The organism is Microcoleus sp. FACHB-SPT15, from assembly GCF_014849525.1.
GTDB classification, from domain to species: Bacteria; Cyanobacteriota; Cyanobacteriia; order Cyanobacteriales; family Coleofasciculaceae; genus Symplocastrum; species Symplocastrum torsivum.
This window is the reverse complement of record NZ_JACJNU010000012.1, coordinates 25,392-50,103: the sequence shown is the minus strand read 5'-3', so window position 1 is coordinate 50,103 and position 24,712 is coordinate 25,392. Positions and strand designations below refer to the sequence as shown.

At 44.7% G+C, this 24,712-nt stretch carries 25 protein-coding genes; 18 read left to right on the top strand and 7 right to left on the bottom strand.

What is annotated here, in order from left to right; translation table 11 throughout:
• Positions 1–25 precede the first annotated feature (25 nt).
• From H6F98_RS04845 to H6F98_RS04830, 4 genes are all read right to left on the bottom strand, one after another.
• Positions 26–532 carry a GNAT family N-acetyltransferase gene (locus H6F98_RS04845; RefSeq protein WP_192217540.1) on the bottom strand — a complete coding sequence of 169 codons (507 nt, stop codon included), beginning with the start codon at positions 530–532 and terminating at the stop codon, positions 26–28.
• Complete coding sequence (locus H6F98_RS04840) at positions 533–970, bottom strand: cupin domain-containing protein (RefSeq protein ID WP_199348301.1); 438 nt, start codon at positions 968–970, stop codon at positions 533–535.
• Between the two features lie 241 nt (positions 971–1,211).
• Complete coding sequence (locus H6F98_RS04835; RefSeq protein WP_192217538.1) at positions 1,212–1,982, bottom strand: cysteine hydrolase family protein; 771 nt, start codon at positions 1,980–1,982, stop codon at positions 1,212–1,214.
• 103 nt (positions 1,983–2,085) lie between these two features.
• Positions 2,086–2,271: a hypothetical protein gene (locus tag H6F98_RS04830; RefSeq protein ID WP_192217537.1), complete on the bottom strand. Its 186-nt coding sequence runs from the start codon at positions 2,269–2,271 to the stop codon at positions 2,086–2,088.
• Between the two features lie 299 nt (positions 2,272–2,570).
• On the opposite strand from H6F98_RS04830, the gene H6F98_RS04825 reads away from it, so the two are divergent.
• From H6F98_RS04825 to H6F98_RS04795, 7 genes are all read left to right on the top strand, one after another.
• Positions 2,571–3,995 (top strand): amidohydrolase, encoded by a 1,425-nt coding sequence (locus H6F98_RS04825; protein WP_192217536.1) that lies wholly within the window; start codon positions 2,571–2,573, stop codon positions 3,993–3,995.
• A gap of 89 nt (positions 3,996–4,084) precedes the next feature.
• Complete coding sequence (gene hpxZ / locus H6F98_RS04820) at positions 4,085–4,468, top strand: oxalurate catabolism protein HpxZ (RefSeq protein WP_192217535.1); 384 nt, start codon at positions 4,085–4,087, stop codon at positions 4,466–4,468.
• Positions 4,469–4,833: 365 nt separating this feature from the next.
• Entirely contained in the window at positions 4,834–5,049 is a 216-nt protein-coding gene (locus H6F98_RS04815; RefSeq protein ID WP_199348294.1) for a DUF4351 domain-containing protein, read from the top strand.
• A 165-nt stretch (positions 5,050–5,214) separates the two neighbouring features.
• Positions 5,215–6,384 (top strand): hormogonium polysaccharide biosynthesis glycosyltransferase HpsO, encoded by a 1,170-nt coding sequence (hpsO, locus tag H6F98_RS04810; protein ID WP_192217583.1) that lies wholly within the window; start codon positions 5,215–5,217, stop codon positions 6,382–6,384.
• 109 nt (positions 6,385–6,493) lie between these two features.
• A complete protein-coding gene (locus tag H6F98_RS04805; protein ID WP_192217534.1) occupies positions 6,494–7,210 on the top strand; it encodes a peptidoglycan-binding protein in 717 nt (238 codons plus the stop codon).
• Between the two features lie 247 nt (positions 7,211–7,457).
• Complete coding sequence (gene hpsP / locus H6F98_RS04800) at positions 7,458–8,669, top strand: hormogonium polysaccharide biosynthesis glycosyltransferase HpsP (protein ID WP_192217533.1); 1,212 nt, start codon at positions 7,458–7,460, stop codon at positions 8,667–8,669.
• A gap of 329 nt (positions 8,670–8,998) precedes the next feature.
• The gene (locus H6F98_RS04795; protein WP_192217532.1) at positions 8,999–9,493 is read left to right on the top strand and encodes a response regulator; all 495 of its coding nucleotides are present in this window, start codon (positions 8,999–9,001) and stop codon (positions 9,491–9,493) included.
• 90 nt (positions 9,494–9,583) lie between these two features.
• Here the strand turns inward: H6F98_RS04795 and H6F98_RS04790 are convergent, their stop codons facing one another.
• A complete protein-coding gene (locus H6F98_RS04790) occupies positions 9,584–10,357 on the bottom strand; it encodes an ABC transporter permease (protein WP_192217531.1) in 774 nt (257 codons plus the stop codon).
• A 332-nt stretch (positions 10,358–10,689) separates the two neighbouring features.
• On the opposite strand from H6F98_RS04790, the gene H6F98_RS04785 reads away from it, so the two are divergent.
• From H6F98_RS04785 to H6F98_RS04775, 3 genes are all read left to right on the top strand, one after another.
• The gene (locus H6F98_RS04785; protein WP_192217530.1) at positions 10,690–11,274 is read left to right on the top strand and encodes a TetR/AcrR family transcriptional regulator; all 585 of its coding nucleotides are present in this window, start codon (positions 10,690–10,692) and stop codon (positions 11,272–11,274) included.
• A gap of 210 nt (positions 11,275–11,484) precedes the next feature.
• Entirely contained in the window at positions 11,485–13,434 is a 1,950-nt protein-coding gene (locus H6F98_RS04780; RefSeq protein ID WP_396810628.1) for an FAD-dependent oxidoreductase, read from the top strand.
• Positions 13,435–13,506: 72 nt separating this feature from the next.
• The gene (locus H6F98_RS04775) at positions 13,507–14,580 is read left to right on the top strand and encodes an aromatic ring-hydroxylating dioxygenase subunit alpha (RefSeq protein ID WP_192217528.1); all 1,074 of its coding nucleotides are present in this window, start codon (positions 13,507–13,509) and stop codon (positions 14,578–14,580) included.
• A gap of 243 nt (positions 14,581–14,823) precedes the next feature.
• Here H6F98_RS04775 and H6F98_RS04770 read toward each other — a convergent pair whose 3' ends face one another.
• Positions 14,824–16,560 carry an ABC transporter ATP-binding protein gene (locus H6F98_RS04770; protein ID WP_192217527.1) on the bottom strand — a complete coding sequence of 579 codons (1,737 nt, stop codon included), beginning with the start codon at positions 16,558–16,560 and terminating at the stop codon, positions 14,824–14,826.
• Positions 16,561–16,941: 381 nt separating this feature from the next.
• Between H6F98_RS04770 and H6F98_RS04765 the strand changes: the two genes are divergently transcribed.
• Together H6F98_RS04765 and folB are read left to right on the top strand one after the other, a co-directional pair.
• Entirely contained in the window at positions 16,942–17,358 is a 417-nt protein-coding gene (locus H6F98_RS04765) for a hypothetical protein (RefSeq protein WP_192217526.1), read from the top strand.
• 64 nt (positions 17,359–17,422) lie between these two features.
• Complete coding sequence (gene folB / locus H6F98_RS04760; protein WP_192217525.1) at positions 17,423–17,782, top strand: dihydroneopterin aldolase; 360 nt, start codon at positions 17,423–17,425, stop codon at positions 17,780–17,782.
• Between the two features lie 344 nt (positions 17,783–18,126).
• Here the strand turns inward: folB and abc-f are convergent, their stop codons facing one another.
• Complete coding sequence (gene abc-f / locus H6F98_RS04755) at positions 18,127–19,743, bottom strand: ribosomal protection-like ABC-F family protein (RefSeq protein ID WP_192217524.1); 1,617 nt, start codon at positions 19,741–19,743, stop codon at positions 18,127–18,129.
• A gap of 359 nt (positions 19,744–20,102) precedes the next feature.
• Between abc-f and H6F98_RS04750 the strand changes: the two genes are divergently transcribed.
• The 6 genes from H6F98_RS04750 to H6F98_RS04725 all read left to right on the top strand — a co-directional run bounded on the left by H6F98_RS04750 (position 20,103) and on the right by H6F98_RS04725 (position 24,705).
• Complete coding sequence (locus H6F98_RS04750) at positions 20,103–21,056, top strand: bestrophin family protein (RefSeq protein ID WP_192217523.1); 954 nt, start codon at positions 20,103–20,105, stop codon at positions 21,054–21,056.
• An 85-nt stretch (positions 21,057–21,141) separates the two neighbouring features.
• Entirely contained in the window at positions 21,142–21,984 is an 843-nt protein-coding gene (gene rsmA, locus H6F98_RS04745) for a 16S rRNA (adenine(1518)-N(6)/adenine(1519)-N(6))-dimethyltransferase RsmA (RefSeq protein ID WP_192217522.1), read from the top strand.
• 9 nt (positions 21,985–21,993) lie between these two features.
• Entirely contained in the window at positions 21,994–23,001 is a 1,008-nt protein-coding gene (ispE, locus tag H6F98_RS04740; protein ID WP_192217521.1) for a 4-(cytidine 5'-diphospho)-2-C-methyl-D-erythritol kinase, read from the top strand.
• 45 nt (positions 23,002–23,046) lie between these two features.
• Entirely contained in the window at positions 23,047–23,733 is a 687-nt protein-coding gene (gene bchM / locus H6F98_RS04735) for a magnesium protoporphyrin IX methyltransferase (RefSeq protein ID WP_192217520.1), read from the top strand.
• Between the two features lie 142 nt (positions 23,734–23,875).
• Positions 23,876–24,280, top strand: a complete 405-nt coding sequence (locus tag H6F98_RS04730; protein ID WP_192217519.1) for a hypothetical protein — start codon at positions 23,876–23,878, stop codon at positions 24,278–24,280.
• A gap of 47 nt (positions 24,281–24,327) precedes the next feature.
• Positions 24,328–24,705 carry a DUF423 domain-containing protein gene (locus H6F98_RS04725; RefSeq protein WP_192217518.1) on the top strand — a complete coding sequence of 126 codons (378 nt, stop codon included), beginning with the start codon at positions 24,328–24,330 and terminating at the stop codon, positions 24,703–24,705.
• The last annotated feature ends 7 nt before the right edge of the window (positions 24,706–24,712 follow it).

Below are 24,712 nucleotides of genomic sequence, written 5' to 3'. Positions count from 1 at the left end.
GTATGAGTAGGTAACAAAATGACAGTTAAAGAAAGTCTACTTTCATCGTGAGAGATGTACTACCCGTGCGGTTTATGAAGTCGCTCCCGTCAATGATTTTGAAGCCCATTCTCTCGTACAAATGCAAGGCAGGATTTGTGACTCTTGTACTCAAGGATATAGACAAATAGGAATCTTTTGCGGCGGCTAGCAAATTTTCAAGTAGCTGTGTTCCCACTCCTTTACCTCGATGTTCGGGAAGAACAGCGATCGCTAATTCCGGTGTCGCATCATTCACATAACCATAGCCCTTATTGCCGCCAGTGAGCAAACGCACCCAGGCAGCACCTATCGGCTGATTACTATTTATAAGGGTTGCGACGCAGCCCATATCTCCTGCACGTCCCCAGCCCTCAACATATTTGGCAAGTTCAGGATGATTCTTAACCTCTTGCACAGTTGAACCCTCTTCTCCTAGATGAGCCGCTTCATGTAGCATTTCCCAGAGAAACGGCTCATCATCTTGCCTTAGTGGGCGAATTGAGTAGTCCATTTAGCAGGGAACAAGAGCATCTGAACGCCCTAGAACTCTCAAATCCTCTTCATCCAATTCAACAGGTATCCCACTGCGGATTAGTTCAGCAAAATCTTCATTAGGTACCATAATGCATAAGGCATATAAGCGACCAGAACCTGTATTTCTGATTTCATGAATTCCTGTTGGTGGAACTAATAAACTATCTCCAGGACGGATTGGAACGGTTTTTCCGTCACAGGTAGCTAGCCCTTCTCCCTTGAGGACAAAAAACATTTCGATCGCAAATTGATGGCGATTCGGTGGAGTCTTACCCCCCTCATCAAAAATCTCTACACAAAACGTTAAAGAAGCATGAGCTGTTGCTGGTTCAAACACAATGGCTAAGCGATTTGTATCCTGAGGACTGATACGATAAGCCTGGTAGTCTTTCGGAGACTGAATGACAGGAATCATGCAATGAGTCATATTCATCTGGCGGTTCCTCCTTTATAAATTTTTGATTTTTGCTGTTGAACTACAGAGGTTCTAGGGCTGAATCATCCTTCTTGATTTTCAACTTAGCCTTAAGCTTCTTGTGTCTATTCCTTTGTACTTATAGGATTCAATAATTGCCTTAATTAGGGCACTACCTAAGGAAGCATTATTCAAGTTAACACTCTAATTTTCAGGCTAAGTTTTACTCCTACTATTCTCTTTAAGCCTTTATTGCTGCTAGTACAGCTTGCGAATCTGTCACAAATCCAAAACATTGTTTGACGTTATAAAGGGTGGCTTGCCAGCAATAGTCTGGGGATGTTGTCGCTGTACAATCTTTCACAAGAATGCAATCATAACCCAAGAAATTTGCATCTTGTAGAGTAGACATGACACATTGATCGGCATTGACTCCGCCAAAGAATAGAGTTGTTTTACCCAAGTTTCGCAAAATACTATCCAAAGGAGTATCCCAGAACCCACTCATACGGTATTTATCAATACGGATATCTTCTGGTTTCTGTTCTAGTTCATCCACTACTGCGGCTGCCCAACTTCCTGCTGTCAGTACTCGCGCACCTCTACCTGGCAAGGGAGCACCTAAACCCACACCCTCACCTGTTGGGTTGTAAACGTGTAATGCCGCAGGACTGATATTGAGTAAGTCGGAACGGTTCCCCCAATTCAACCAGATTACAGGAACGTTTACACGCCGCAGTTCTGGTAGAAAGGCTTGCAGGGGTTCAATTGGAGTTCTGGCAGGTGTGACATCAACGCCAATATGGGCAAGCCATCCTTCAGGGTGACAGAAGTCATTCTGCATATCAATGACTAGAATTGCGGCTTTTGCCAAATCTAGATGCAGCTTTTTCGTTTCTGTTAGCAGGGTGATGATTTGAGCGGCAAGGGCTGGGCGAGTGAGATCAGCAATTTCTGCATCAACTGTCCAAGCATTCGGCGGGACACCTAAGGTACGAAGCGATCGCGTCATTGTTTTAACAAAGAAATCTCTTCCAATTCCACACCAATTCTGGTGCCACAGCCATCTTATAGCCTAAACTTAAATGTTATTTAAGTATTAGAAATTACTTAACCTATTTACCACTCCAATGGATGAAGCGCCTCTCTATCAAAAGAAATACAACATTCAGGATGTACCCAAGAATTCCCATAATCAAAATAAAAGCATATCTATCCTTGATAATCAGGACTTGTTGAACATCAATCATGCGCTTACCTAAGCCCTGTTCTGTCCCAACAAACATCTTAGTGACAATCACTAGCGCAATACTAACCCCACTCCGCAAGCTAATGAATGTCTAGGGCATACTTTCCCAGATCAAAATATCTTTAAAAATCTTAAAACGATTTTGTATCTACTTTATAACAAGAAGTTTTAATTTTTGTTTTGTATAAGAAAATACAAAAAATATACTCATTGGTTATTGGCTCAGAGCATAAAACCTATAAATTTATTTAAATTAACAAAAAACTTAGTAAAACTTGCTCACAACATTTCATTAGTAAATGTTGAAGAGATATATTAATAACGGCATTAGGAAGAAGAAAGGGTTAGTCTGTGAGCTTTACAATTCAGAATGTATTGGTTGCGGTGGATAAAGGCTATGCCACTGTTGATGTGCAAATCGTAGACAATTACATCCAGGCTATTGCCCCTAATCTAGATGTTGTCGGGACAGTAGTGGATGGACAAAATAAACTCCTCCTCCCTGGTTTTATCAATGCCCACACCCACTCGCCGGAGATGTGGCAACGGGGTATAATTCCTCCGGTTCCCCTGGAATTATGGATTGCAGAACTCTACGATTTTGCTCCCCTGGAACCTGATCTTGTTTACCTCAGTGCCTTGGGAACAGCAGTAGAGACATTGCTATCAGGTGGTACAAGTGTTGTTGACCACTTGGTTTTGATTCCAGGCAAGGAAATTGAAACGATCGCATCTGCTGTTCGTGCTTACCAAGAAATTGGCATCCGGGCGTTTATTGGTCCTTTAATTCAGGATGAATCCCTCACCGCAGGCATTCCTGATGGTGGTGCCCAACGGGAACATAAAACCTATGTTCGCTCAACCGAGGCTACGTTGGCACTCATGCAGGAGGCAGTGGACAAGTTTCACAACCCTTCTGAAGGTGTGAATATTCTCGTTGCCCCAACCGGGATTCAGTTATGTTCTGATGCGTTGTTTGAAGGATGTCGGGAATTAAGCGATCGCTACAATCTCTGTCGCCATGCCCACTTATTGGAAACCAAGGCACAAGAAAAACTTGCTCAAGAAAAATACGGTTGTAGTGCAGTAGAACATTTAAAGCAGCTTGGTTATTTAAGCGATCGCACCTCTCTCGCGCATTGTGTTTGGTTAAGTGACAACGACATTGCGATCTTGGCAGAAACACACTCAACCGTAGTCCACAACCCCCTCAGTAATCTACGTTTGGGTAGTGGTATTGCTCCAATTTTGAAATATCGTCAAGCAGGTGTGAACGTTTCATTTGGTTGTGACGGTGCTGCCAGTAATGACTCCCAAGACTTACTCGAAGCCATCAAAATCGGTTCGATTCTGCACAACATTACCGATATGGACTATCACCACTGGATTACCCCACGCGAATCAGTGGAAATTGCCTCATTAGGTGGTGCGAAGGGATTGAATGTTGCTGATGAACTCGGTTCACTGACTGAGGGCAAAAAAGCGGATTTGGTACTGTATGACCTTACTAGTCTCTCACTCTTGCCCCGCACTGACCCGATTGGCTTACTCATTTTAGGACGTCCTACCCAAGCGGTTGATAGTGTTTGGGTCAATGGTAAGCGAGTGGTAGCGGATGGCAAGGTGACAACCATTGATGTCGATGCGTTAAGGAAAAACTTGTTTGAGCGTTCTGAGTGGAGTACCAATCGCCAGTCGGCTACTGTTAGTCAAATTGAAGCTCATTATCGAGGTGTGATGGGGTTGCCAGAGCAATTGAGTAAAAGTTACTCGTAACTGCACAGTTCCTGTGAAACGGGCTTTTCAGCCCGTTTTGTAGTCTGGTGGCAGACAAGATGTTTGCCCTATAAGAGAGGGAGTTTGAGATGGAGATTAATATCCCCGAAGTGGTGGCTGAGGTGACAGTCGCCTTTGAACGTTACGAAAAAGCTTTGGTTAGTAATGATGTTGCGGTACTCAATGAATTGTTTTGGAATACTCCGCATACGTTGCGCTATGGCGTAACAGAAAATCTGTATGGGTACGATGCGATCGCCAATTTTCGCAAAAATCGCTCACCTGCAAATTTAGAGCGATCGCTAATGAACACAGTAATAACGACTTACGGACGAGAGTTCGCCACAGCCAATACAGAGTTTCAGCGTCAAAGCTCAAATCGTACAGGACGACAAAGCCAAACCTGGATGCGAACAGAGGAAGGGTGGCGCATCGTTAGCGCTCATGTTTCGTTGTTAGCGACACCGGATTGATGAGCAATCTTAGGACTTACGCACTTGAAGCTTGTTGGCGTTTCTCTTGAAGCAATAATCCAGAACCTGTCGTTTTTGTCAAGCTATACGCTGAGAAATCTATCGATATCCTACGCCCATTTTCTCTGCTATAAAATCCAAGCCTACCCAAATCCATTGGTAGGCTTGAGGCAACAACTCTTAATTTCGAGTTCTCTTGATGTGATCCATTATTTGCTGCTTTCTAGACTCTGAATTTGTAGAAGACAATTGCTGAGGGAGTTTTACCGTTCTGTTAACGTGATCGAGTATCTGTTTTTTGCGTTCTTCTGAATTAGCCATAGTTAGCAGTCCGAGAGTATAACATTATATTAACTTATATTAAATTGCTGTTACCACGAAGATCATTCAATGGTCGCACACCTGCTGTTACTTCATCAGGCTCATCACGGCTTAGACTAACAGTGAATCCTGAGTTGCAGGAGCAGGTTAATCTGTTATCTGTTGCTCAGTTAGAGAATTTGGCTGAGGCGCTGTTGGATTTCTCAAATGAAGCAGACTTAGTAACTTGGCTGGACGAAAACTCAAACCAGTTGGATTAAGAATGTAAGTGTTAGCGATCGCCAATTCTCTTGAAGTCTCTGATCGCTAGGTTACAATCAGACTTTGCACAGGTCAACCTCTCCTCTTTTGTTACCAACTTTCTCAGGCGAAGTATCAGTATTGTAGGATTTCAGCGCCTAGTTATTCGACGAATGACAAAGATGATGAGAATTCTAGTCGCTAGCCACTCCTATATTGTTGACCTCAACTGCGAGAAACTACGAGCATTGGCTCGATTGGAACCTGAAATAGAAGTAACTGTAGTCGTACCCCGCCGTTGGCGCCCCGGTGGTGTTCAGAACAAGATAATCGAAACCCAGCCGCGTCAGGAAGGCTCGTTTCGGATAGTGCCAGTTTCCAACTTTAGTGAAAATAACCAAGGATTGCTAACCTTTGGGGCTGACATCATTTCCCTCTTGCGTCAGTTTCGACCACAGATTATTCAAGTGGAACAAGGTGCTAAGGCATTAGGCTACGCGCAGCTAATTACGCTGAACAAGCTGATGCGGCTGAAGGCAAAAAATCTGTTTTTTACCTGGTGGAACTTACCCTACGACTTGAAATTTCCGGTATCTGTCCTAGAAGCTTATAACCTACGCAACACTGACGGGGTTATTGCTGGTAATCAGGATGGGGCAGAGGTGTTGCGGCAGCATGGCTATCAGGGAGCTATTAAAGTTATGCCTCAGTTGGGTGTGGATGAAAATCGGTTTTGCCCTCAACCACAGCCAGAACTGAAAAGCCAGTTAGGAATTCAACCCGATGACTTTGTGGTGGGATTTGTTGGGCGGTTTGTTGAAGAAAAAGGGTTGTTAACTCTGGGATTAGCGCTTGCTGGATTGAGAGAGCGTCCCTGGAAGTGGCTACTGCTAGGACGGGGGCAGCTAGAGAAAGTATTAATGGAAAAAGCCGTTGAGTGGGGTATTCAAGATCGGCTGATTTGGGTTGAGAGTGTTGCCCATGATGAGGTACCCCGTTACATCAATTTGATGAGTACTTTAGTACTGCCTTCAGAAACAAATACTCAATTTAAAACCCTAACTGCTGCTGGCTGGAAGGAACAGTTCGGTCATGTGTTGATTGAAGCAATGGCATCTAAGGTACCAGTGATTGGTTCTGATTCTGGAGAAATTCCTTATGTGATTGCAGAGGCAGGATTAATATTTCCGGAGAGAGATGTGGCAGCTTTACAAAAGTGCATACTGTCCTTAATGGAGCAGCCTGAGTTAACCCAAAAGTTAGTTCGGCTGGGTTATGAACGGGTGATGAGTCACTATACAAATCAGGCACTAGCAAGGCAAATGTTGGGGTTTTATAAGCAATTGCTTGCTTGACATTCTTGCCATCAATAGTATTTAAATAATTCCTTGGAGAAAGCTTATTAAGCGTAGCGGAATCTTCAAGCTAAACTAGTGCTTGACTGAGTTATTTTAATCTGAAACTATGGAAACTCTTGCTTATTTACATCTTGCTTTAGCTGACGAAGCTCCACTAGGCACTAATGAACTAGCGATCGCAACGCTCTGGAAATCCCCAAAACTATTGGCGAAGTTTATTGCCTTCAGTGTTGTCTTGGGTGTTGTGGGGATGGCAAGTCATGCCTCGGCAGCGCTGCGGCAAGGTGACTACAATCCAGAGGTGACTACCCTCCAAGAACGTTTACAGAAGCTAGGATACTTGAAAGCTAATGCAACTGGCTATTTTGGTTCCCTGACCAAAAGGGCAGTGATCGAATTCCAGGAAGCAGAAGGACTGGCAGCAGATGGCGTTGTTGGTGCAAACACGCAAGCGGCATTAGATCAAGAAGTGGTGAGTAATGCTTCTGATGGTCTATTGAAAGTTGGCGATCGCGGTGAAAAAGTCAGCGATATCCAAAGACGGCTGGAAGTTGCAGGGCACCCTGTAGGAGAGATTGGCACATTTGATGAGGTAACTCTAGAAGCGGTTCAGAAATTCCAGCGAGAGAAAGGACTCAAGGTCGATGGAATTGTTGGACAACAGACTCTCGCTGCTTTGCCAGAAATTGCCCCAAAACTCAAAGAAGAGAAAACGTCTGAACCAGAATCGTCTACCAGTTGGTACGAGAGCGAATCCGCGCCTTTAGACCCCTTTCTTCAGCCGCAACCTGATGAGACAGAAGGGGCAACTCTGTCTCCTTAGGGAGGCGATGCGATCGCAAGATTCTCCTGCTGAAAACGAGATCAGTTGAACCGCAGATAAAGATAGATGAATAGAGGTGGGGCTATTGAGGCTTCCATAACCGTTTGCGGTAACTTTATAGCGGTTTCCTGGAGAGATGAGGTAAAGCGGGAGGTGTGTGAAACAAGTGACAGAGCAAGGAAAACAAAAAAGCTAATAGCTGATAGCTAATGGCTGTCTGCTATGTTGCTGGACTAGTTACGAATTTGTGAGCAAACCTCTAAGAATCCTGCAAATTGTCCCTTCAATATCTCTGATTTATGGTGGTCCCAGCCAGATGGTGATGGGGCTATCCTCTGCGCTTGCCATTCAAGGGGTAGAGGTTACGGTGCTGACAACTGACTCGAATGGAGATACAGGTCAGTCACGACTGGATGTTCCTCTGGATAAACCAGTTGAGCAGGATGGTTATCAGGTGCGATACTTCCGTTGCTCTCCCTTCCGCCGCTACAAGTTCTCTCTCGACCTATTGCGCTGGTTATCGCAGCACGCTACACAATTTGACCTTGCCCATATCCATGCGCTGTTTTCACCAGTGAGTACAGCAGCGGCAATGGTTGCCCGACGCAAGAAGCTGCCGTATATCCTACGCCCTTTGGGTACACTTGACCCGGCTGATTTACAAAAAAAGCGGCGTTTGAAGCAAGTTTATGCAGCATTGCTAGAGCGACCTAATTTAGCGGGTGCTGCTGGGATTCACTTCACTAGCCCTCAAGAGGCAAAGATTTCAGAACGCTTTGGGACACACACACCAGATTTAGTAATTCCGTTGGGTGTGAAGCCGTTAGTGGAGCAACCCAAAGGTCAAGCGCGGACTGAGTTAAATATTCCAGACGACCCGCCTTTGGTGCTGTTTATGTCTCGCATTGACCCAAAGAAAGGCTTGAATCTGCTTATCCCAGCGTTGGAAAGATTGTTAGTGAGGGCGCACGGCTGTACGTCCTTACCAAATTTTCACTTTGTTCTGGCAGGGACAAATCCTCAAGACCCGGATTATGAAAACCAGATTCGGGAACAGATAAAGGCTTCACCCCTCTCGTCATGCACTACAATTACAGGTTTTGTTACGGGTGAATTGAAGGCAGCATTGTTATACGATGCTGATTTGTTTGTCCTGCCGTCTTACTACGAAAACTTCGGCATTGCAGTGGCGGAAGCGATGGTTGCCGGAACACCTGTGGTAATTTCTGACCAAGTACATATTTGGGAGGAAGTCAAGGGTGCTGAAGCGGGGTGGGTTTGCCCTTGTGAGGTGGATGCTTTGACTGAGGTTTTACGAGAGGCGCTTCAGGATGTTGGTGAGCAGAAGCGGCGGGGGGAAAATGCTCAGGAGTACGCTTTGAAAAACTATAGTTGGGATGCGATCGCTCTGGCAATGATTCAGGCGTACCAAAGAATTATCAGCCTTCAAAACAAGTGAATACAGGCTCTACAGTCAATGGGCTAAATCGACGCGAAAGTCAGCTTATCTGCTGGTTCATGTGACACAGAGTAATATAGCGGTCACCTTGGTGACTCTTGACACTCGCTCTCATACTGAAACCTTAACCCATCAATCTTTTCCCTTCTGCCTTTTGCTATATCAACTGTCAACAGAGATACGTCTAAAGTAGTACCTCTTGTACCTGACAAACCTTAAAACATTCTTAAGCATTTTTACTCATCTATCTTCAGAAAGAGGTTGAAGTGCTTGATGCTCATGAATAGTTGTAAAACAACACTTTTTATTGCACTGTAAAAAGCTCTATTATGACAATCACCTTGATCCCCTATTCGTTAGGTTTATCTCTGCCGAGTAGCAGGGCTAAACCAGTTGTCATGGATATAGATGGTTTACTTAAGGGTTTGAGTATACTCCTTGTAGAGGATGACCCAGATTCAGCAGAGTTATTTAATTTCATATTTGAAATAGCTGAAGCACAGGTGGTAAATGTGTCTTCAGCGGGTGAAGCTTTGGTAACACTGGAAACTTATAAACCAGATATCCTAGTCAGCAATATTGCCTTACCAGATATAGATGGCTACTCACTTTTGGAGTTCGTTTATGCTTATGAGACAGCACGGCAAAGGGAAATTATCGCTGTGGCTGTGACAGCGTCTGCTAGAGATGTCGATCGTGCTAGGGCAATGGCAGTAGGATTCCATGCACAGATACCGAAGCCAATTGAGCCAGTAACGTTAGTTGTCGAGCTTGCCAAACTTAGCGGACGCCTTACACCTCCTTTCAGTGCAGATGAACGTTAAGGAAGGTGAAAAGATACAAAAGAAAACCCTTAACTTTGCATACCTTGAAGTTAAAGTTTCCTGCCTTCTTTTAAAAACTATACTCTAACGTCACAACCTTCTTTCAACACTTAGCATTCGTCGATAAGAGAGCCATCCTGCTGCTACCATCAAAACAGCGAACACACATAGAAACGAGAAATGTGTTGAAATTTCCGCCAAATCCTTACCTCCGCCCCAAACCCCTAGCAGTGCTTCATTCATGTGATAAATCGGATTAAATTTTGCAATTTTCAGCAACTTATCCGGAAACAAGGATGAGGGAAGAAAAGCTCCACCCAAAATCAAAAGCGGTACACCGAAAGCAGCGACTAAAGCATTGACATCCTCTGTGCGTCGTGCAAACTGTGTACCGAGAACAAATCCTACACCTACATAAGAAATAATACTGAGTAGGATAATCACTACTCCCAGTGGCACAGAACCCTGAAACTTAGCTCCAAAAAACGCTGAGATAGTATAAACCAGAAGTGCTTGACCAATGCCAATGCAGCTATGAGCAAAAAAGATACCAAGAAAATAGGAGGTTCCACTAAGGGGGGAGATAAATAAGCGCTTGAGAGTTTGCTGCTCTCGTTCTGCAACTACCGTTGCGACACTACCGCCTAAGCAACTAAAAAACAAGGCGGCACCTACTAAAGTTGAAGGAGCAGCACTTTCAAATGCAACTTCTGTTGATAGCTTCGCCCGTTCTGCCAAAATAAATCCGTTGAGTAAGAGGACAGAAATCGGGAAAATACTCCAAAAAACCAGGCTACGGCGTCGTCGCCACAATTCAATCAAAATTCGCTGTGCTACAGCTAAGGTTTCGCGCCAATATTTCATGTAAGAAATTGCTAACTAACCTATAAGTACTTACCCCTATCACCTTGACAGGTTTTAGGTTTTAGGTAGTAGGGTGAAAGGCGAGTCTTGGAGTTAGAATTTCCGAAAGTTCTAACATGACCAAGTCTTGAGCTAGATTTTCCCCTAAAACCTACCACCTACGCGCCTTAACCTTGACAGAGGTAAGTATAAGTACTCAAGAGTGGATAGCTCAAAAGTTTCTAAAGTCTCGCTAAACCGCTTGACAAAGTTAAGAAAATTTTCAAAACTACTGACTAGTAGGTAGTCTACCAATTAATTAGGTAAGCAGCCAATTTCCCAACTGACTTGAAGTGCTTGATCAAGTTCCATTAGATCCACGCGAACGTATCTTGGCTGCGGCTGAAACTCTTTTCCGTCAAGGGGGTTACAGCAACGTTACGATGCGAGATATCGCTGAGGAAGTGGGAATTCGTCAGGCATCGCTGTACTATCACTTTCCCAGTAAGGAGCAGTTGTTCATCACCGTGACCGAACAAGTTTTTGCACGGCACCGGAATGGTTTACAGCAGGCAATTCATGAGGCTGGGTCAGATCTAAGAGGACAGTTGCACGCGGTTTCCCGTTGGTTCATCTCGCAACCACCTCTCAATTTTCTGAGTTTAATGCATACTGATGTACCAACTTTGAGCGAGGAACACATTCAGCGATTGTCGTTAATTGCTGAAGAGTCTGTCTTCGATCCACTTAGGCTAGCCTTCATCGCCGCACAAGAACAAGGTCAGATTAGAGAGGTGAAGCCTACTATCCTCGCTGGTCTTTTTCTGTCGGCGATGGACGGGATGAACTTTGCTAGTACGTTACCGGGAACCTCACCGAAAGACGTTATTGCATCTGAAGTAATTTCAGTTCTGTTAGACGGATTGCAGCCCCAATAATTTTTTTCGCAATTTAACCTACCAATTAATAGGTAGCTCAAGCTCGTTGTCTGAGGATTTAGCTTTAGTTTCATGAAGAATCAATTCTCCAATTCTCCTGTAGTCCCAGCCTCCACCCCTATCCAAAAGAACGATGAAAGCGCACAGAACTTCCCTAGAATCTCTCGACGGACGGCGCTGAAGCTATTGGGTGTAGGTGCTGTTGGTGGGATGCTGGGGTACTCCCGCTTCTCAAAGCCTCAACCAACGATTTTTCAGCAAGATAGCTTGGATTTACCACGGTATCTGAATCAAGACAGAAGTGTTGTTGTGGTTGGGGCGGGACTTGCTGGATTAGCCTGTGCGTATGAACTCAGCCAACGTGGGTTTAAAGTAACACTTTTAGAGCGATCGCCTCAGCTAGGAGGGAAAGTTGCGAGTTGGCAGATCCAAGTGGGTAATGAAACCTTCATGATGGAACACGGCTTCCACGGCTTTTTCCCGCAGTATTACAACCTCAACAGCTTAGTTGAAGAACTAGAAATTAAGGACAATTTTCTCTCGTTGGAGTCCTACTCGGTTGTTTTCCGAGATGGTAAGTATAACCCGGAGGTATTTCGACCCAACCACTCAGCATTTCCCTGGAATATTGTGGATTTGGCGATCGCATCTCCCAATTGTCTCAACTGGGGGATAAATCTGATAAAACCGAAACACTGGCAAGTCTTCCAGGCAATTGGTGGATTCCAGATACCAAGAAGTTTCGATCGTCTCGATCAGCTGTCAGTTGCCGAATGGGTAGAGCAAGATTTCCCCCAAGGGCTTTATGACTTGTATTTTTTACCCTTTGCCAAATCTAGCCTGAACGCGCCAGATGAGCTAAGTGTGGGAGAACTAATGCAGTTCTTCCATTTCTACTTTTTTGGTAACCCGGAGGGACTGGCGTTTAATGGTACACGTCAGGACATGGGGACAAGTTTAGTGCAGCCAATTGCCAGGGCGATTCAGCGCAATGGCGGCAAGATTGTGACAGAAGCAACAGTAAGCCGCTTTAACTGGCAGCAAGAACAGATTGATTCCCTCAGCTACCAGCAAGGAAGTATCCAGAGTAATGTTCCCTTTTGGGTGAAGCGCAACACGATTATGGGAACTAGAGAAGGGGGACAAGGGGGCAACTTTACGGAAATTCCTGAACAAACCGCTTCCTTATCTTCCCAATCCCCTACCGATGCACAATCACCAAGCCTGGAATACTACGGTGCTGGGGATGCGGTTTTTGCCGTTGCACCAGGAGACACGAAAGCTGTATCTCTTACTTGCACTCATCAGGGTTGTACCGTGCAGCACCAAGCTGATGGAAAGTTTCTCTGTCCTTGCCACGGCGCACTCTATGATGCTGAAGGGCGAGTCATTGCAGGGCCAGCTAAACGGGATTTACCCCGCTTTGAAATTGCTCAACGTGCTGAAGACCAGATACAACTGGTAGGGGCGCAAAGTGTTACCCCTCTAGAGACGGCTGAAACCACGATTAAGGCAGATTATTATGTCTTTGCAACAGATGTACCGGGAGTTCAACAGCTATTTAAGCTGTGTGAGGGTGAGGTGAATACTCAGGTACATACTCAGGTGGAGAAATTGAGCATCGCTGACCCCTTTGCTGTTGCCCGGTTCTGGTTTGACCAAGACTTTGATTGGGAACACAGCAACTTCTCCTCTTTGTCTGGTTATCAATTGACTGACAGCATCACCCTTTACCACCGAATTCAAGATCAATTCATTGATTGGAATCAAAAAACGGGTGGTAGTGTCGTGGAGTTACACGCTTACTGCTACAAAGAGAAAGAATTTCCCACTCAGCAAGCACTACTAACAACCTTTGAGCAGGAACTTTATGAGATTGTGCCGTCTCTTGCACAGGCGAAGATGCTACATAGGGAACTGGTAAATCAGAAGAACTTTTCTGGTTATCCACCTGGTAGCTATGCTGAACGACCAGAAACTGACACAGGTGTCCCGAATCTTATATTTGCAGGGGATTGGGTGAAGATGCCGTTTCCTTGTGGTTTGATGGAACGGGCAATTAGTAGTGGGTTACTGGCAGCGAATGAGATTTCGCACCGGGAGGGGTTGCAAAGGCGATCGCTTTTCTCCGTGAATCCAGAAGGCATTTTGAAAATCTAGCTCATAGCAGAAAGCCTGAAACTGAAGGTGAAAGCGACAATATAAACCTAACTTCGTCTGCAAGCTAACACTATGCAATCCTCCTCTCTCACCACCCAGCACCTTGATATCCGTCAGTTGGGAATCAACCCCAATCATTGGTATGTTGTTGCTCGCAGCACAGAGGTTCAAACCCAGCCTCTAGGGGTGACTCTTTGGAATCACCCGATTGTGCTTTATCGAGATGATGAGGGGGCAGTCCATGCCTTAGAAGATCGTTGTCCCCATCGACAAGTTAAACTCAGTCATGGTTGCGTCACTGGCGAACTACTGGAATGTGCCTATCATGGATGGCGATTCAAGTCCAGTGGTGAGTGTGCAGATGTCCCTTACCTGGCTGATAACCAGAAACTACCCAACTGCAAGATTCGTAAGTATCCGGTACAGGAACAGGATGGGTTTATTTGGCTATTTCCTGGAGATATCAACGCTTTAGAAGGGAAGCATTCCGTACCCCTACAACCGATGGGTGTACCAGAATGGGAACATCTCAACTACATCGCCACTGTCTCAGTCATTGAATGCAACGCCCATTATTCTTATTTGATAGAAAACCTGATGGATATGTACCACGGGCATTTGCATCAGGACTGGCAAGCTTGGACGGATGCTGTCTTAGAGGATATCCAAGAAGACACTAATCGTGTTGATGCCCACTATCAGGCACAAAGTTATTACAAAATTGATAAAATTTGGTCGATTTCTCAGCTATTTTTCCCCACCTTGCGACAACTGCATCCAGAACCGTTGGATGTCAGCTATGTTTACCCACACTGGGTTTCAACATTAGGGAAAGATTTTAAAATTTACTGTCTACTTTGTCCGGTAAGCGAAACGGCAACTCGTGCTTATCTAATTCATTTCACTTCGCTAAATGCCTTTTGGCGTTTGCACAAATTACCCGTGTGGTTTCGTCGATTTGTAAAAGATAGTTTATTGGGTTCAGCACAAAAGTTACTGGATGGATTGGTGCGTCAGGATGTACAGATGATTGAGGAAGAACAACAAGCGTATCTGACGCATCCAGAGCGCCGAAGTTATGAGTTGAATCGAGCTTTGGTTAGTGTACAACGGTTAATTAGGAGTCAGTTACAGCAGAGAGATTAAGTGCGATCGCGCAAAGGACAATTACTACACAAGTGCAATACAGTTAAGGGTCCACAGCTGTGCGCCCCTACAAGCCATCTGTACTTCAATAGACCTCTTGCAAAAGTCAAATTGACCCCCTCAATCCCCCCGATGCGGGAGAAGAACTCTTGCTCCCTCTCCGTTTCGGGGAGGGCTGGGGAGGGGTTTTTCGTATTTATGCAAGAGGTCTATTGACTTGAAAACTGCTGTAAATTGAAATCTCTAAGCCGCTTGGCGAACTTGAGATTCTAGAATCGAGCCATACAGAGGACTACTGTGCATCAGTTCATCATGAGTACCTTGTGCGACTAGTTGCCCTTGATTCATGAGTAAGATGCGATCGGCATTGCGAACTGTACTGATACGCTGGGCAATGACGAAGGCGGTACAAGTATGTAAGCGCATCAACTCATCCAAAGCTTCCTGGATTTGAGCAGCAGTTTTGGCATCAACAGCAGAGGTGCTATCGTCCAGAATCAGGATGCGATAGTCGGTGAGTAAGGTTCGAGCGACCGCAATTCGTTGTTTCTGTCCACCCGACAAACCCACTCCTCGTTCACCGACAAGTGTCTCATAGCCATCTGGCAAGCTGGTAATAAAGTCGTGAATTTGAGCCGTCTTTGCGACTTCAATCACTCGTTCTAAAGGCGCATTGGGTGCTGCATAGGTGAGGTTATCGCGGATTGTGCCAGAGAAAAGCGTTGTTTCTTGGAAGACAATGCCAATATGCGATCGCAAACTTTCTAACGTCAAATCCCGGACATCCCTGCCATCAATCCGAACCGCTCCTTCTGTAACATCATAGAAGCGCGGAATCAGGTTCATAATCGTACTTTTACCAGAGCCAGTTGCCCCTAGAATTGCAATCAATTCTTTTGGTTTGGTTTCAAAAGAAATCCCTTTTAGCGCCTCTGTTGCCGCTCCTGGATAGCGGAAATGGACATTTTCAAAGGTGATTCTGCCACCACATTTCTCAAAGGGTATAGCATTAGGGCGATCGCGAATTTCAATTTCTGCATCTACAACTTCATACACTCGTTCTGCCGAAGCTGCCGCCTGTGCAATTACGGGTGCGGCAAAACCAATCAGCAAAATCGGCTGGAGAATAAACATCAGGTAGGAGTTAAACGCTACCAACTCACCAATCGAAAACCTCCCCCCTATTACCTCAGCCCCGCCATAACCTACCACCGCTAGCGTAATCAGGTTACTCAAGAGAAAAATGACTGGGAAGGTATTGGCAATAGCGCGAATCGTTTGCATATTCACCGCTATCAAGTCATCGTTCAGCTTCGAGTAGCGTCCCATCTCCACTGGCTCACGCACAAAAGCTTTCACCACCCGGATACCGAACAGGTTTTCTTGCAAAACTCCATTGAGATTACCTAATTGTTCTTGTACCCGCTCAAATAGCTTTTGATTTCGGGTGAGAAACTGTGCTAGTAAAAATCCTGCAATCGGTACCATTACCAAAGTAATCAGCGCCAATTGCCAGTCCATCAACAGCAAAATTATCGCAATGCTAACTAGCGTAACGACAGAACCAACAACCTGAATTAGCGTTGTACCAACAAATGTACGAATTTGCTCAATATCACTGGTGATGCGGGTTAATAGTTGTGAGGTTTGCGATTGATCGTGGTAGCTGAAACTAAGGTTTTGAATTTTAGTGAAAATTGTATTACGCAAGTCATAGGCAACACCCTGAGAGGCGGCTTCTGCCCAAAAGCTTTGCCCGAAGTTGAACAAGCCACGCCCAACAGCGACTAAAACCATTAAAGCCGCACTGTAGAGAACAATTTGTAGATTTTTTTTGGCAATACCCTGATCAATGGCCCAACGAAAGAGTTGCGGAGTCACGGCATTAGCTGCCGTCAGCAGCAACAAACTCACAAAAGCCCCGATAGCGATGAAGCGGTAAGCATTCAGGCTCCCCAGAACGCGATTGAGAGATTGCATAGGCGAGTTCTGTTCTCTGTAGTATTTTGAATTGGATTATTTATTATGTTATGTGCCACGCTCTGGGATTAGTACCCAAGCGCAATCTGGGTACTTAATTAACGTGTGAGTGGATTATGCCGAGAAAAGGCGATCGCAACTCCTACATTTCCAAGCAAGGTAAGGAATTGAGCGCCTAAAGATAATAGAGTGTGCTGCCTACTAAATTAAATTAAATTAAACTAGACCAGCTCGTAAAAACTCCTCTCCAGCTTCTCCTGCCATGCTTTTTCAAGCTATTTCTCCCTTAGGGAGGGGCAACTTCTACCATTAAAGACTTATGCTCTGCTTGAAGTCATGATTGTTTCAACCCCTTACTGAAAGAATTTACAAGAGAAATACATGAAAAAGCGACTGCATAAGCTATCTCTTGTCAGTACTTGCTTAGCAATACTTACTATTACTGCTTGCAACTCCACACCTGAGTCTAATACCGCACCTGAGACTAGTACCAGTTCCCCACCAACAGTTAGTTCACAACCAACAGTTAGTTCACAACCAACAGTCAGTTCACAACCAACAGTTAGTTCCCAGAAGACGACTAACGTTTACCCAGAGGTGGCAGTCCAGCGTTTTACGGAAGCTTGTGCGAAAGATCGTGGCGCTAAGGTACAGGCACTTTGTACTTGCGCGATTACGGAGATTCAGAACAGGTACACCTTTGACGAATTTAGGAAGATTGTCCAAGACGCGAAAACAAGCGGGCAGCCGCCAGGTGAGGTTCGAGAGATTCTTCAGTCATGTCGTAGCAACTCTTAGGTAGAACCCAAAGCCTTAGGGACAATACATAACACTTGGTAAAAGACAATATGCCTGAATTTCAATGGATTGCATTCAAATAACTGGAATTAATTGCTACGGCTACATCGGCTACCTTAAAGAGGAGCAAGTGCTGGGACAGTGGTTTGAGGTTGACCTGACGTTATGGATGGATTTAGCACCAGCAGGTCAGAGTGACAATATTACCGATACGCTTGACTACTGTCGTGCGATTGAAACAGTCAAGCAGTTGGTGAAAACCTCTAAAGTTGCGTTACTGGAAAAAATGGCAAATGCGATCGCAGATGCCATGTTGAAATTCGAGCAGGTGCAGCAAGTACAAGTTCGGTTTAGCAAACTCGCTGCCCCTATTCCCGACTTTAGCGGCAAAATTACGATTGACATTACGAGAACAAGAGAATAAAAGGAGAGGAACCATCACGCTTTCTTACATTCTGACAATAGGCAGTGTTTACAATTCTATTGTTGTCAGTCCACACAGATTTGGGGGGATAATATCTCCTCCGTTCAGTAAGGAAAAGAGCGATCGCAAGGGGAGCATGTCAAGGAAAGCAAGTGGAGGAACAGCCCGCACTGCGTACCGCTACGCTAACATCCCCCAATCCCTTCTCCCCATGGGAGAAGGGGAGTAAGATTTCATGCGTCCCTCTCCCACGGGGAGAGGGATTTAGGGTGAGGGCTTCCCATCGGTGACATGCTCCCCATCGCAAGTTTCATATTGGTTCGGTTGCATTGTCTAACTCTTAATCAATAAAGAAGTTCTTGATAATATTCATCAACTTCATGAGGAAGATAATCTGTAGCCTTGAATGCTTTTTCTTTTAGCTTAAAAGCTTTGGTGATACCAATCCTACTCAAGAAATCCAGATCATGTGATATGACTAAAAGTGCTCCTTGATATAGGTTTAATGCCTCAATAATTTGATTAACTGTTTCTATATCAAGATTGTTTGTTGGTTCATCCAAAATCAGTAAGTCAATTTCAGAGATACTAACAATTGCTAAGGCAAGTCTAGCTAGCTCACCACCACTCAGCAGTGATGCACTTTTATGAACCTCATCATTAAGAAAGAGAAAACTCCCCAACTGTTGCCTTAATAATTGATAGTTAAGAATTGAATTAGCTTGTTGCATATTTTCCAGGACAGTCTTCTCTCTATTGATTAATTGATAATTTTGATCGAGAGAGACTATTTTCATGTCCTCTGAAAGGAGAATTGTGCCAGCCTCAAGTGAGGTTATGGAGTTGGCACCGCTAGTGGAACTTAAGATTCCTTGAATCAGGCTTGATTTTCCTGAACCATTAGAGCCGGAAATAGCTATTCTATCTCCATAGGCGATATGAAGATGAATATTATCAATTAAAAGCTGGTTTCCTACTTTTAGAGTTGCCCCTTGAATATCAATTAAGTTTTTTCCTCGTTTACTACTTCCTTCGTCTAGATGAATTGCTGTAGCTTTATTTTTTCTTAGCTTTGAGTCTTCAACTTTTTGAACAGCGTTCTTCATAGCTGTATCGTGTTTTTTAGAGGAACTTCCTGCTGAAGCTGAGGCACGGTTAGCAAAAAAGTGTTGCGCGGCTTTCCCCATACTTCCATCAAAAGCTTGGATATGCCCTTTTCGTCTTGAACGCGCTGCCCGTTGTTGCTCTCTTAAGGCACTTTCTCTAGCACGTTTTAGTTCTTTTTTGGCAACCTCTTGGGTTCTGAGTGCAGCTTGTCGTTCTGTCTCTTTTTGGTCTTTATATAAAGAAAAGTTACCTCCATAAACCTTTACTCCCTCCGCCGTTAACTCCCAAGTCGTATTAGCAACTTGGTCGAGAAAGAAGGGTTTGTGAGAGACAATTACAAAAGCTCCAGAAAACTCGCTTAAAAAATGACTGAGATTTTCTAAAGCTAAAAAACCCATATGATTAGTTGGCTCATCTAAGAGTAAAACATTAGGTTCTCTACATAGACCAATAGCCAAAAATAGCTTAGTTATCTCTCCTCCGCTTAAACTACCGATTGGTATAGACAAATCAATCTTTATATCTAGTCTAGTTTCCAAAACGCTAGTGATTTGCCACCATTCTTCTGACAAAGAGCAGATGAAATCTAGAACTGTTATATCTTTATTTTCTCGACCAATCGTACTGATTTGGGGCAAATAATAGATGCAGCTATTACTAACCACCGAACCAGAACTCGGCCGGATTTGACCCGCCAGTATTTTTAATAAGGTTGATTTACCTATTCCGTTAGCACCAATCAGAGCAATTTTATCTCCCTGATTAATGCCAGCATTGATACGACTAAAGAGCGTCTTACCTACAGCAAATTCGTAGGTTACGTCATAGGCTGATAGTAATGATTGTCTTTCCATACGGTAAGCTTTGAGTAGTTAACTGGATAGGGGAGAATCCCTGTTCTGACGGAGAATCGATGAGTTTGATTGGTCAATGTAATTTTCATGTCTGGTAGTGGGCGATCGCCCATGACGACTTCTGACTCAATTGTACTACATTAGTGTTATTTAGTACTACGCAATTGAATCAGCGAGTGAGGTTAAATTTTATGATCGTGGGCAAAGGGCGAAGGCATTTCCTCTGCCTTCTGCCTCTTTTGGCGACGATACGAAGGGACAAGAAGCTCTTACCACTGCCATACAATTGGCATTAGCTCTAACACTGTCTCGCTATCATGGGTTAGTGGCGGACGGAGGAAAAGGTTAGGGGCGATCGCATGAGTGTTGAACAAGCGAGTTGGCTGAGAGTAGTTTTACGGTGGCGAGGCTCAGTCGCCCCCAAAGTGCTTCCTGGTGTCCTCTTATGTGGAGGATTAGGGATTTTTGTCTCGCTACTCGATCATTTAGGATTTCCTGTTTCCTGGCAGGGATTCGATATTGTTGTTACTAATGTTTCCTACAATTTGGTCTTAGGTTTATTGTTGGTTTTTCGCACGAATACCGCCTACGAGCGCTTTTGGGAAGGACGCAAAGCCTGGGCAAGTTTAACAGCAAATATTCGCAGTTTAGGGTACTTAATTTGGGTATCTATTGTTGAAACTGATTCGACAGATCGAGAGAATAAAGTATCAAATCTTCGCTTACTCGCTGCCTTTGCTGTCGCTACCAAACTGCAATTACGATATCAGCCAGTTAATAGTGAATTAGAAGCTTTAATGAACCCAGAGCAGTTTCAACTACTCAAAACCGTCAGATCTACACCCCTACAATTAGTAGTTTGGATTGGACATTACATACAGCAGCAATACAAACGAAATTTAGTCTCTGCTAATCAACAAGCAACCATGAATGGTTTAAGCAACAATTTATTGGAAGCTATCACTACCTGTGAGCGTATTGCATCAACACCAATTCCCTTAGCTTACGCAATATATCTCAAACGCTTGTTGCTAATCTATTGCATCTCGTTACCCTTTCAAGTCGTTAATCACTTACATTGGTGGACTAGCCCCATTTCTGCTATCCTAAGTTTCGTCTTACTGGGAATTGAAGAAATTGGCACAGAAATTGAAAATCCTTTCGGAGAAGATGCCAATGACTTACCTCTAGAAGAGTTTTGCGGGACGATATCGAAGAATATTGAGGATTTAATCGCAGCCAACAGTCAAAAAAAACAGGAAATGAGAGAGCCAAATCTAGAATTAGATTCTCAGCTCTCATCACTCAGATAGAAAGCTAATAGGCAATCCTAAATGAGTTTTGAATACCCCCTCTTGTCTACCTTGTCCTCTTGCACGAATCGAATAGGATTGCTATATGGCTCCTCAACCGCGTAAACAATTTGCTCAACATTGGCTGCGTAGCGAAAAGGCACTGAATAAAATTGTTGCAGCGGCTCAGTTGCAAAGAAGCGATCGCATTCTCGAAATTGGTCCCGGTACAGGCATTCTCACCCGTCAGTTATTACCTCAAGTTCAGTCTGTTGTTGCCGTTGAGATTGACCGTGACTTGTGTGAACTCTTAGTAAAAAAGCTCGGTTCCATTGATAACTTCTTACTATTGCAGGGCGACTTCCTCTCCCTTGACTTAAATACTCAACTTGCCTTCTTCCCGGCATTCCAGAAACCTAATAAAGTTGTTGCCAATATCCCTTACAACATCACGGGCCCCATTCTAGAGAAGCTGCTAGGTACGATTGCTCAACCAGCTACTGAACCATTCGAGACAATCGTACTCCTCGTGCAAAAAGAAGTCGCACAGCGTTTATCTGCTAAATCTGGTTCTAGAATGTTTGGTGCTTTATCTGTGCGGGTACAGTACCTAGCAGAGTGTGAATTTATCTGCGATGTACCTGCTAAAGCGTTCGTCCCCCCGCCTAAGGTAGATTCAGCGGTCGTGAGGCTGCATCCGCGAGTGGTAGAACCACCTGTCAATGAACCCAAGCACCTGGAGATGTTAGTGAAACTCGGATTTTCCAGCAAGCGGAAAATGTTGAGAAATAATTTGCAATCAGTCGTGGAACGCGATCGCCTTACCCACTTGCTGGAACAATTAGAAGTGAACTCCCAAGTTCGCGCCGAAGACCTAAGCGTGCAACAATGGGTAACTTTGAGTAACACCCTCACGTCTAGTTCCCAGTCACCAATCCCCAATCCCTAATCCCCAGCAATGCGTTCCTACTCCCTAATTGCCCCAGCCAAAATCAATCTGTATCTGGAAATTTTAGGCGATCGCCCTGATGGATATCACGAGCTAGCAATGATTCTCCAAAGCATAGAACTCGCTGATCACATCAATCTGCGGTCAATTAGCACAGATACAATCCGCATTCAATGCGACCATCCCCAAGTCCCTAACGACGAAAGCAACCTTGCCTACAAAGCCGTAAAGTTGATGGCTGAGGAATTCCCCGATGTTTTTGCCCGGTTGGGTGGCGTTGAAATCGCTATCAAAAAGCAGATTCCTGTCGCCGCAGGATTAGCTGGTGGCTCAACGGATGCCGCTGCTGTTTTGATGGGAATGGATTTGATGTGGCAACTAGGGCTAACCCAGCCGGAACTACAAGAACTAGCCGCAAAACTTGGTTCAGACATACCCTTCTGTCTAGCGGGTGGCACAGCGTTGGCGACAGGTCGAGGGGAAGCACTATCTCCCTTGCCGGATTTAGAAAATCTCTACGTGGTGTTGGCAAAACACCGCAATCTGATGGTTTCAACAGTTTGGGCTTATCAGACTTATCGTTCTGAGTTTGGTCATACCTATATTCGCGATCGCGTTAGCATAGTGACTCCGGAGCAGCTAGGGTTACCGACGTTAGGATCGTCTGCCGAAAGCTTGGAATCCCGTGCAGCAAGAGTGCATTCCGGCCCAATGGTCAACGCAATTTTCAACAAAAATGTCTCGCAGATTGGTCAACTCCTACATAATGATTTAGAGAAAGTGGTCTTACCAGCCAATCCCCAAGTCATGCAGCTACGGGAAGCGTTTGAGAGTAGTGGTGCTTTAGGAACGATGATGTCGGGTTCAGGTCCAACTGTCTTTGCTCTGTGTGAATCAGAGGCTCACGCGCAGGAGATTCAGCAGAACGTAAGAGCTAGGATTGCCGATCCAGATCTAGATTTTTGGGTGACAAAGTTCTCAAATCACGGTGTTCAGGTTGTCTCAACTGTCAATTAAGAACTAAAGTAATTAACTGTCCCGAATCCTTTATTAACATCTAATATGAACACTGTTGATGACAAAACCATTGTCAAAGACTATTTCAATGCCACAGGGTTTGACCGCTGGCAGCGGATTTACGGCGATGGTGAAGTGAACAAAGTTCAGCTAGATATCCGCACTGGTCATCAGCAGACAGTTGATACAGTCCTTAGCTGGCTCAATGCTGACGGGAATTTAGCTGATTTATCAATTTGCGACGCAGGTTGTGGTGTTGGTAGCCTCAGCATTCCTCTCGCACAAGCAGGGGCAAAAGTCAATGCTTCTGACATCTCCGAAAAAATGGTCAGCGAAGCTCAGGCAAGAGCGAAAGATAGCTTAGGACAAGCTACCAATCCCATATTTACAGTGCAGGATTTAGAGGCATTGAGTGGCAGCTACCACACCGTCATTTGCCTGGATGTACTCATCCATTATCCTCAAGACAAGGCAGCGCAAATGATTGCTCACCTGGCGTCTTTGGCAGACTCTCGGCTGATTCTAAGCTTTGCACCAAAAACCGTTGCACTCAGTCTGCTGAAAAAAATTGGTAGTTTCTTCCCTGGTTCTAGTAAAGCGACTCGTGCTTATCTCCACCGGGAAGCAGATGTAGTGAAAATTCTGGAAAATAATGGCTTTTGTGTACAGCGCAGTGCAATGACTCGTACTCGTTTTTACTTCTCACGGATTTTGGAAGCCACTCGTAGATAAGGTTAGAATCGGGGCAATATATAGCGGTTAGCCGTCAGCTATCAGCTATCAGCTTTTTTTCCTAGCTCTATTTAAGTTTCACAGACCTGCCGCTGTAGCTCATCCAACTGAAAACCGCTATAGACGACGTTAAAGCTGCCACATGAAACTACTTCAGAAGGTAATTGCGGGTTTCCTACTCGTGTTTGGTGTTCCTCTTTCGCTCGTTGCTCTCACAGAAATCACGAATCCTCAAACCTCACCGCAGGATAAAGATGAAGCTTTAGCGGCGCTACTCATCCTGACTCTACCTGCGGCTAGTGTGGGAGGATGGGTGGCATGGAGATTGTATAAAGCGGGTGATAAAGAAACACGCGATCGCCTTCGAGCTACGTTTTATCGGTTAATCAAAGAAAACAATGGGCAGCTAAGCGTCCTCTATTTTGCGATGGAAGCACAGCTATCCGGAGAGCAAGCTAGAGACTATCTGGATGAACGAGCAAAAGAGTTCAATGCAACATTTGAACCTCTCGATGATGGTGGCATTGTCTACCAATTCCATCTCTAGCTTTTGAAGTTCGAGAAATCTTTATTAGTTAGTTAAAAGCGCGATTAATGACTCGATTATTTTTGAGCGTAGCATCAATCTTGGCAGGTCTATCTGTTGCAGGAGGTGCCTTTGCCGCTCATGCCTTGAAAGAAAAGCTAAGTGAACGGGCAATAGAAATTTTTGAAACGGGTGCCCGTTATCAGATGTATCATTCTCTTGCCCTGTTGGTAGTAGCGTTGCTCTTAAGCCGCGCTGAAGCCTCACAAAGTTTATTGATAGCGGCGGGTTCTGCCTTTATCATCGGCATTGCCATCTTTTCCGGCAGCTTGTATGCCTTGAGTTTCAGCGGCATCAAATGGTTAGGAGCGATCACACCCCTAGGAGGAGTCGCTTTTATTATCGGTTGGGGCTGTCTTGCGATCGCAGCTTGGGGCTATAAGTAACCATTAT

Bases quoted from the DNA above. Each gene is read 5' to 3' on its own strand.
- H6F98_RS04780 (WP_396810628.1), top strand. From the start codon at position 11,485: ATGCTGGGGTACTCCCGCTTCTCAAAGCCTCAACCAACGATTTTTCAG.
- H6F98_RS04765 (WP_192217526.1), top strand. From the start codon at position 16,942: ATGAAAAAGCGACTGCATAAGCTATCTCTTGTCAGTACTTGCTTAGCA.
- ispE (WP_192217521.1), top strand. From the start codon at position 21,994: ATGCGTTCCTACTCCCTAATTGCCCCAGCCAAAATCAATCTGTATCTG.
- abc-f (WP_192217524.1), bottom strand. From the start codon at position 19,743: ATGGAAAGACAATCATTACTATCAGCCTATGACGTAACCTACGAATTT.
- H6F98_RS04770 (WP_192217527.1), bottom strand. From the start codon at position 16,560: ATGCAATCTCTCAATCGCGTTCTGGGGAGCCTGAATGCTTACCGCTTC.
- H6F98_RS04805 (WP_192217534.1), top strand. From the start codon at position 6,494: ATGGAAACTCTTGCTTATTTACATCTTGCTTTAGCTGACGAAGCTCCA.
- H6F98_RS04730 (WP_192217519.1), top strand. From the start codon at position 23,876: ATGAAACTACTTCAGAAGGTAATTGCGGGTTTCCTACTCGTGTTTGGT.
- H6F98_RS04795 (WP_192217532.1), top strand. From the start codon at position 8,999: ATGACAATCACCTTGATCCCCTATTCGTTAGGTTTATCTCTGCCGAGT.
- H6F98_RS04840 (WP_199348301.1), bottom strand. From the start codon at position 970: ATGATTCCTGTCATTCAGTCTCCGAAAGACTACCAGGCTTATCGTATC.
- H6F98_RS04835 (WP_192217538.1), bottom strand. From the start codon at position 1,982: ATGACGCGATCGCTTCGTACCTTAGGTGTCCCGCCGAATGCTTGGACA.
- rsmA (WP_192217522.1), top strand. From the start codon at position 21,142: ATGGCTCCTCAACCGCGTAAACAATTTGCTCAACATTGGCTGCGTAGC.
- hpsO (WP_192217583.1), top strand. From the start codon at position 5,215: ATGAGAATTCTAGTCGCTAGCCACTCCTATATTGTTGACCTCAACTGC.
- H6F98_RS04845 (WP_192217540.1), bottom strand. From the start codon at position 532: ATGGACTACTCAATTCGCCCACTAAGGCAAGATGATGAGCCGTTTCTC.
- H6F98_RS04775 (WP_192217528.1), top strand. From the start codon at position 13,507: ATGCAATCCTCCTCTCTCACCACCCAGCACCTTGATATCCGTCAGTTG.
- H6F98_RS04750 (WP_192217523.1), top strand. From the start codon at position 20,103: ATGAGTGTTGAACAAGCGAGTTGGCTGAGAGTAGTTTTACGGTGGCGA.
- H6F98_RS04725 (WP_192217518.1), top strand. From the start codon at position 24,328: ATGACTCGATTATTTTTGAGCGTAGCATCAATCTTGGCAGGTCTATCT.
- hpxZ (WP_192217535.1), top strand. From the start codon at position 4,085: ATGGAGATTAATATCCCCGAAGTGGTGGCTGAGGTGACAGTCGCCTTT.
- folB (WP_192217525.1), top strand. From the start codon at position 17,423: ATGGATTGCATTCAAATAACTGGAATTAATTGCTACGGCTACATCGGC.
- bchM (WP_192217520.1), top strand. From the start codon at position 23,047: ATGAACACTGTTGATGACAAAACCATTGTCAAAGACTATTTCAATGCC.
- H6F98_RS04790 (WP_192217531.1), bottom strand. From the start codon at position 10,357: ATGAAATATTGGCGCGAAACCTTAGCTGTAGCACAGCGAATTTTGATT.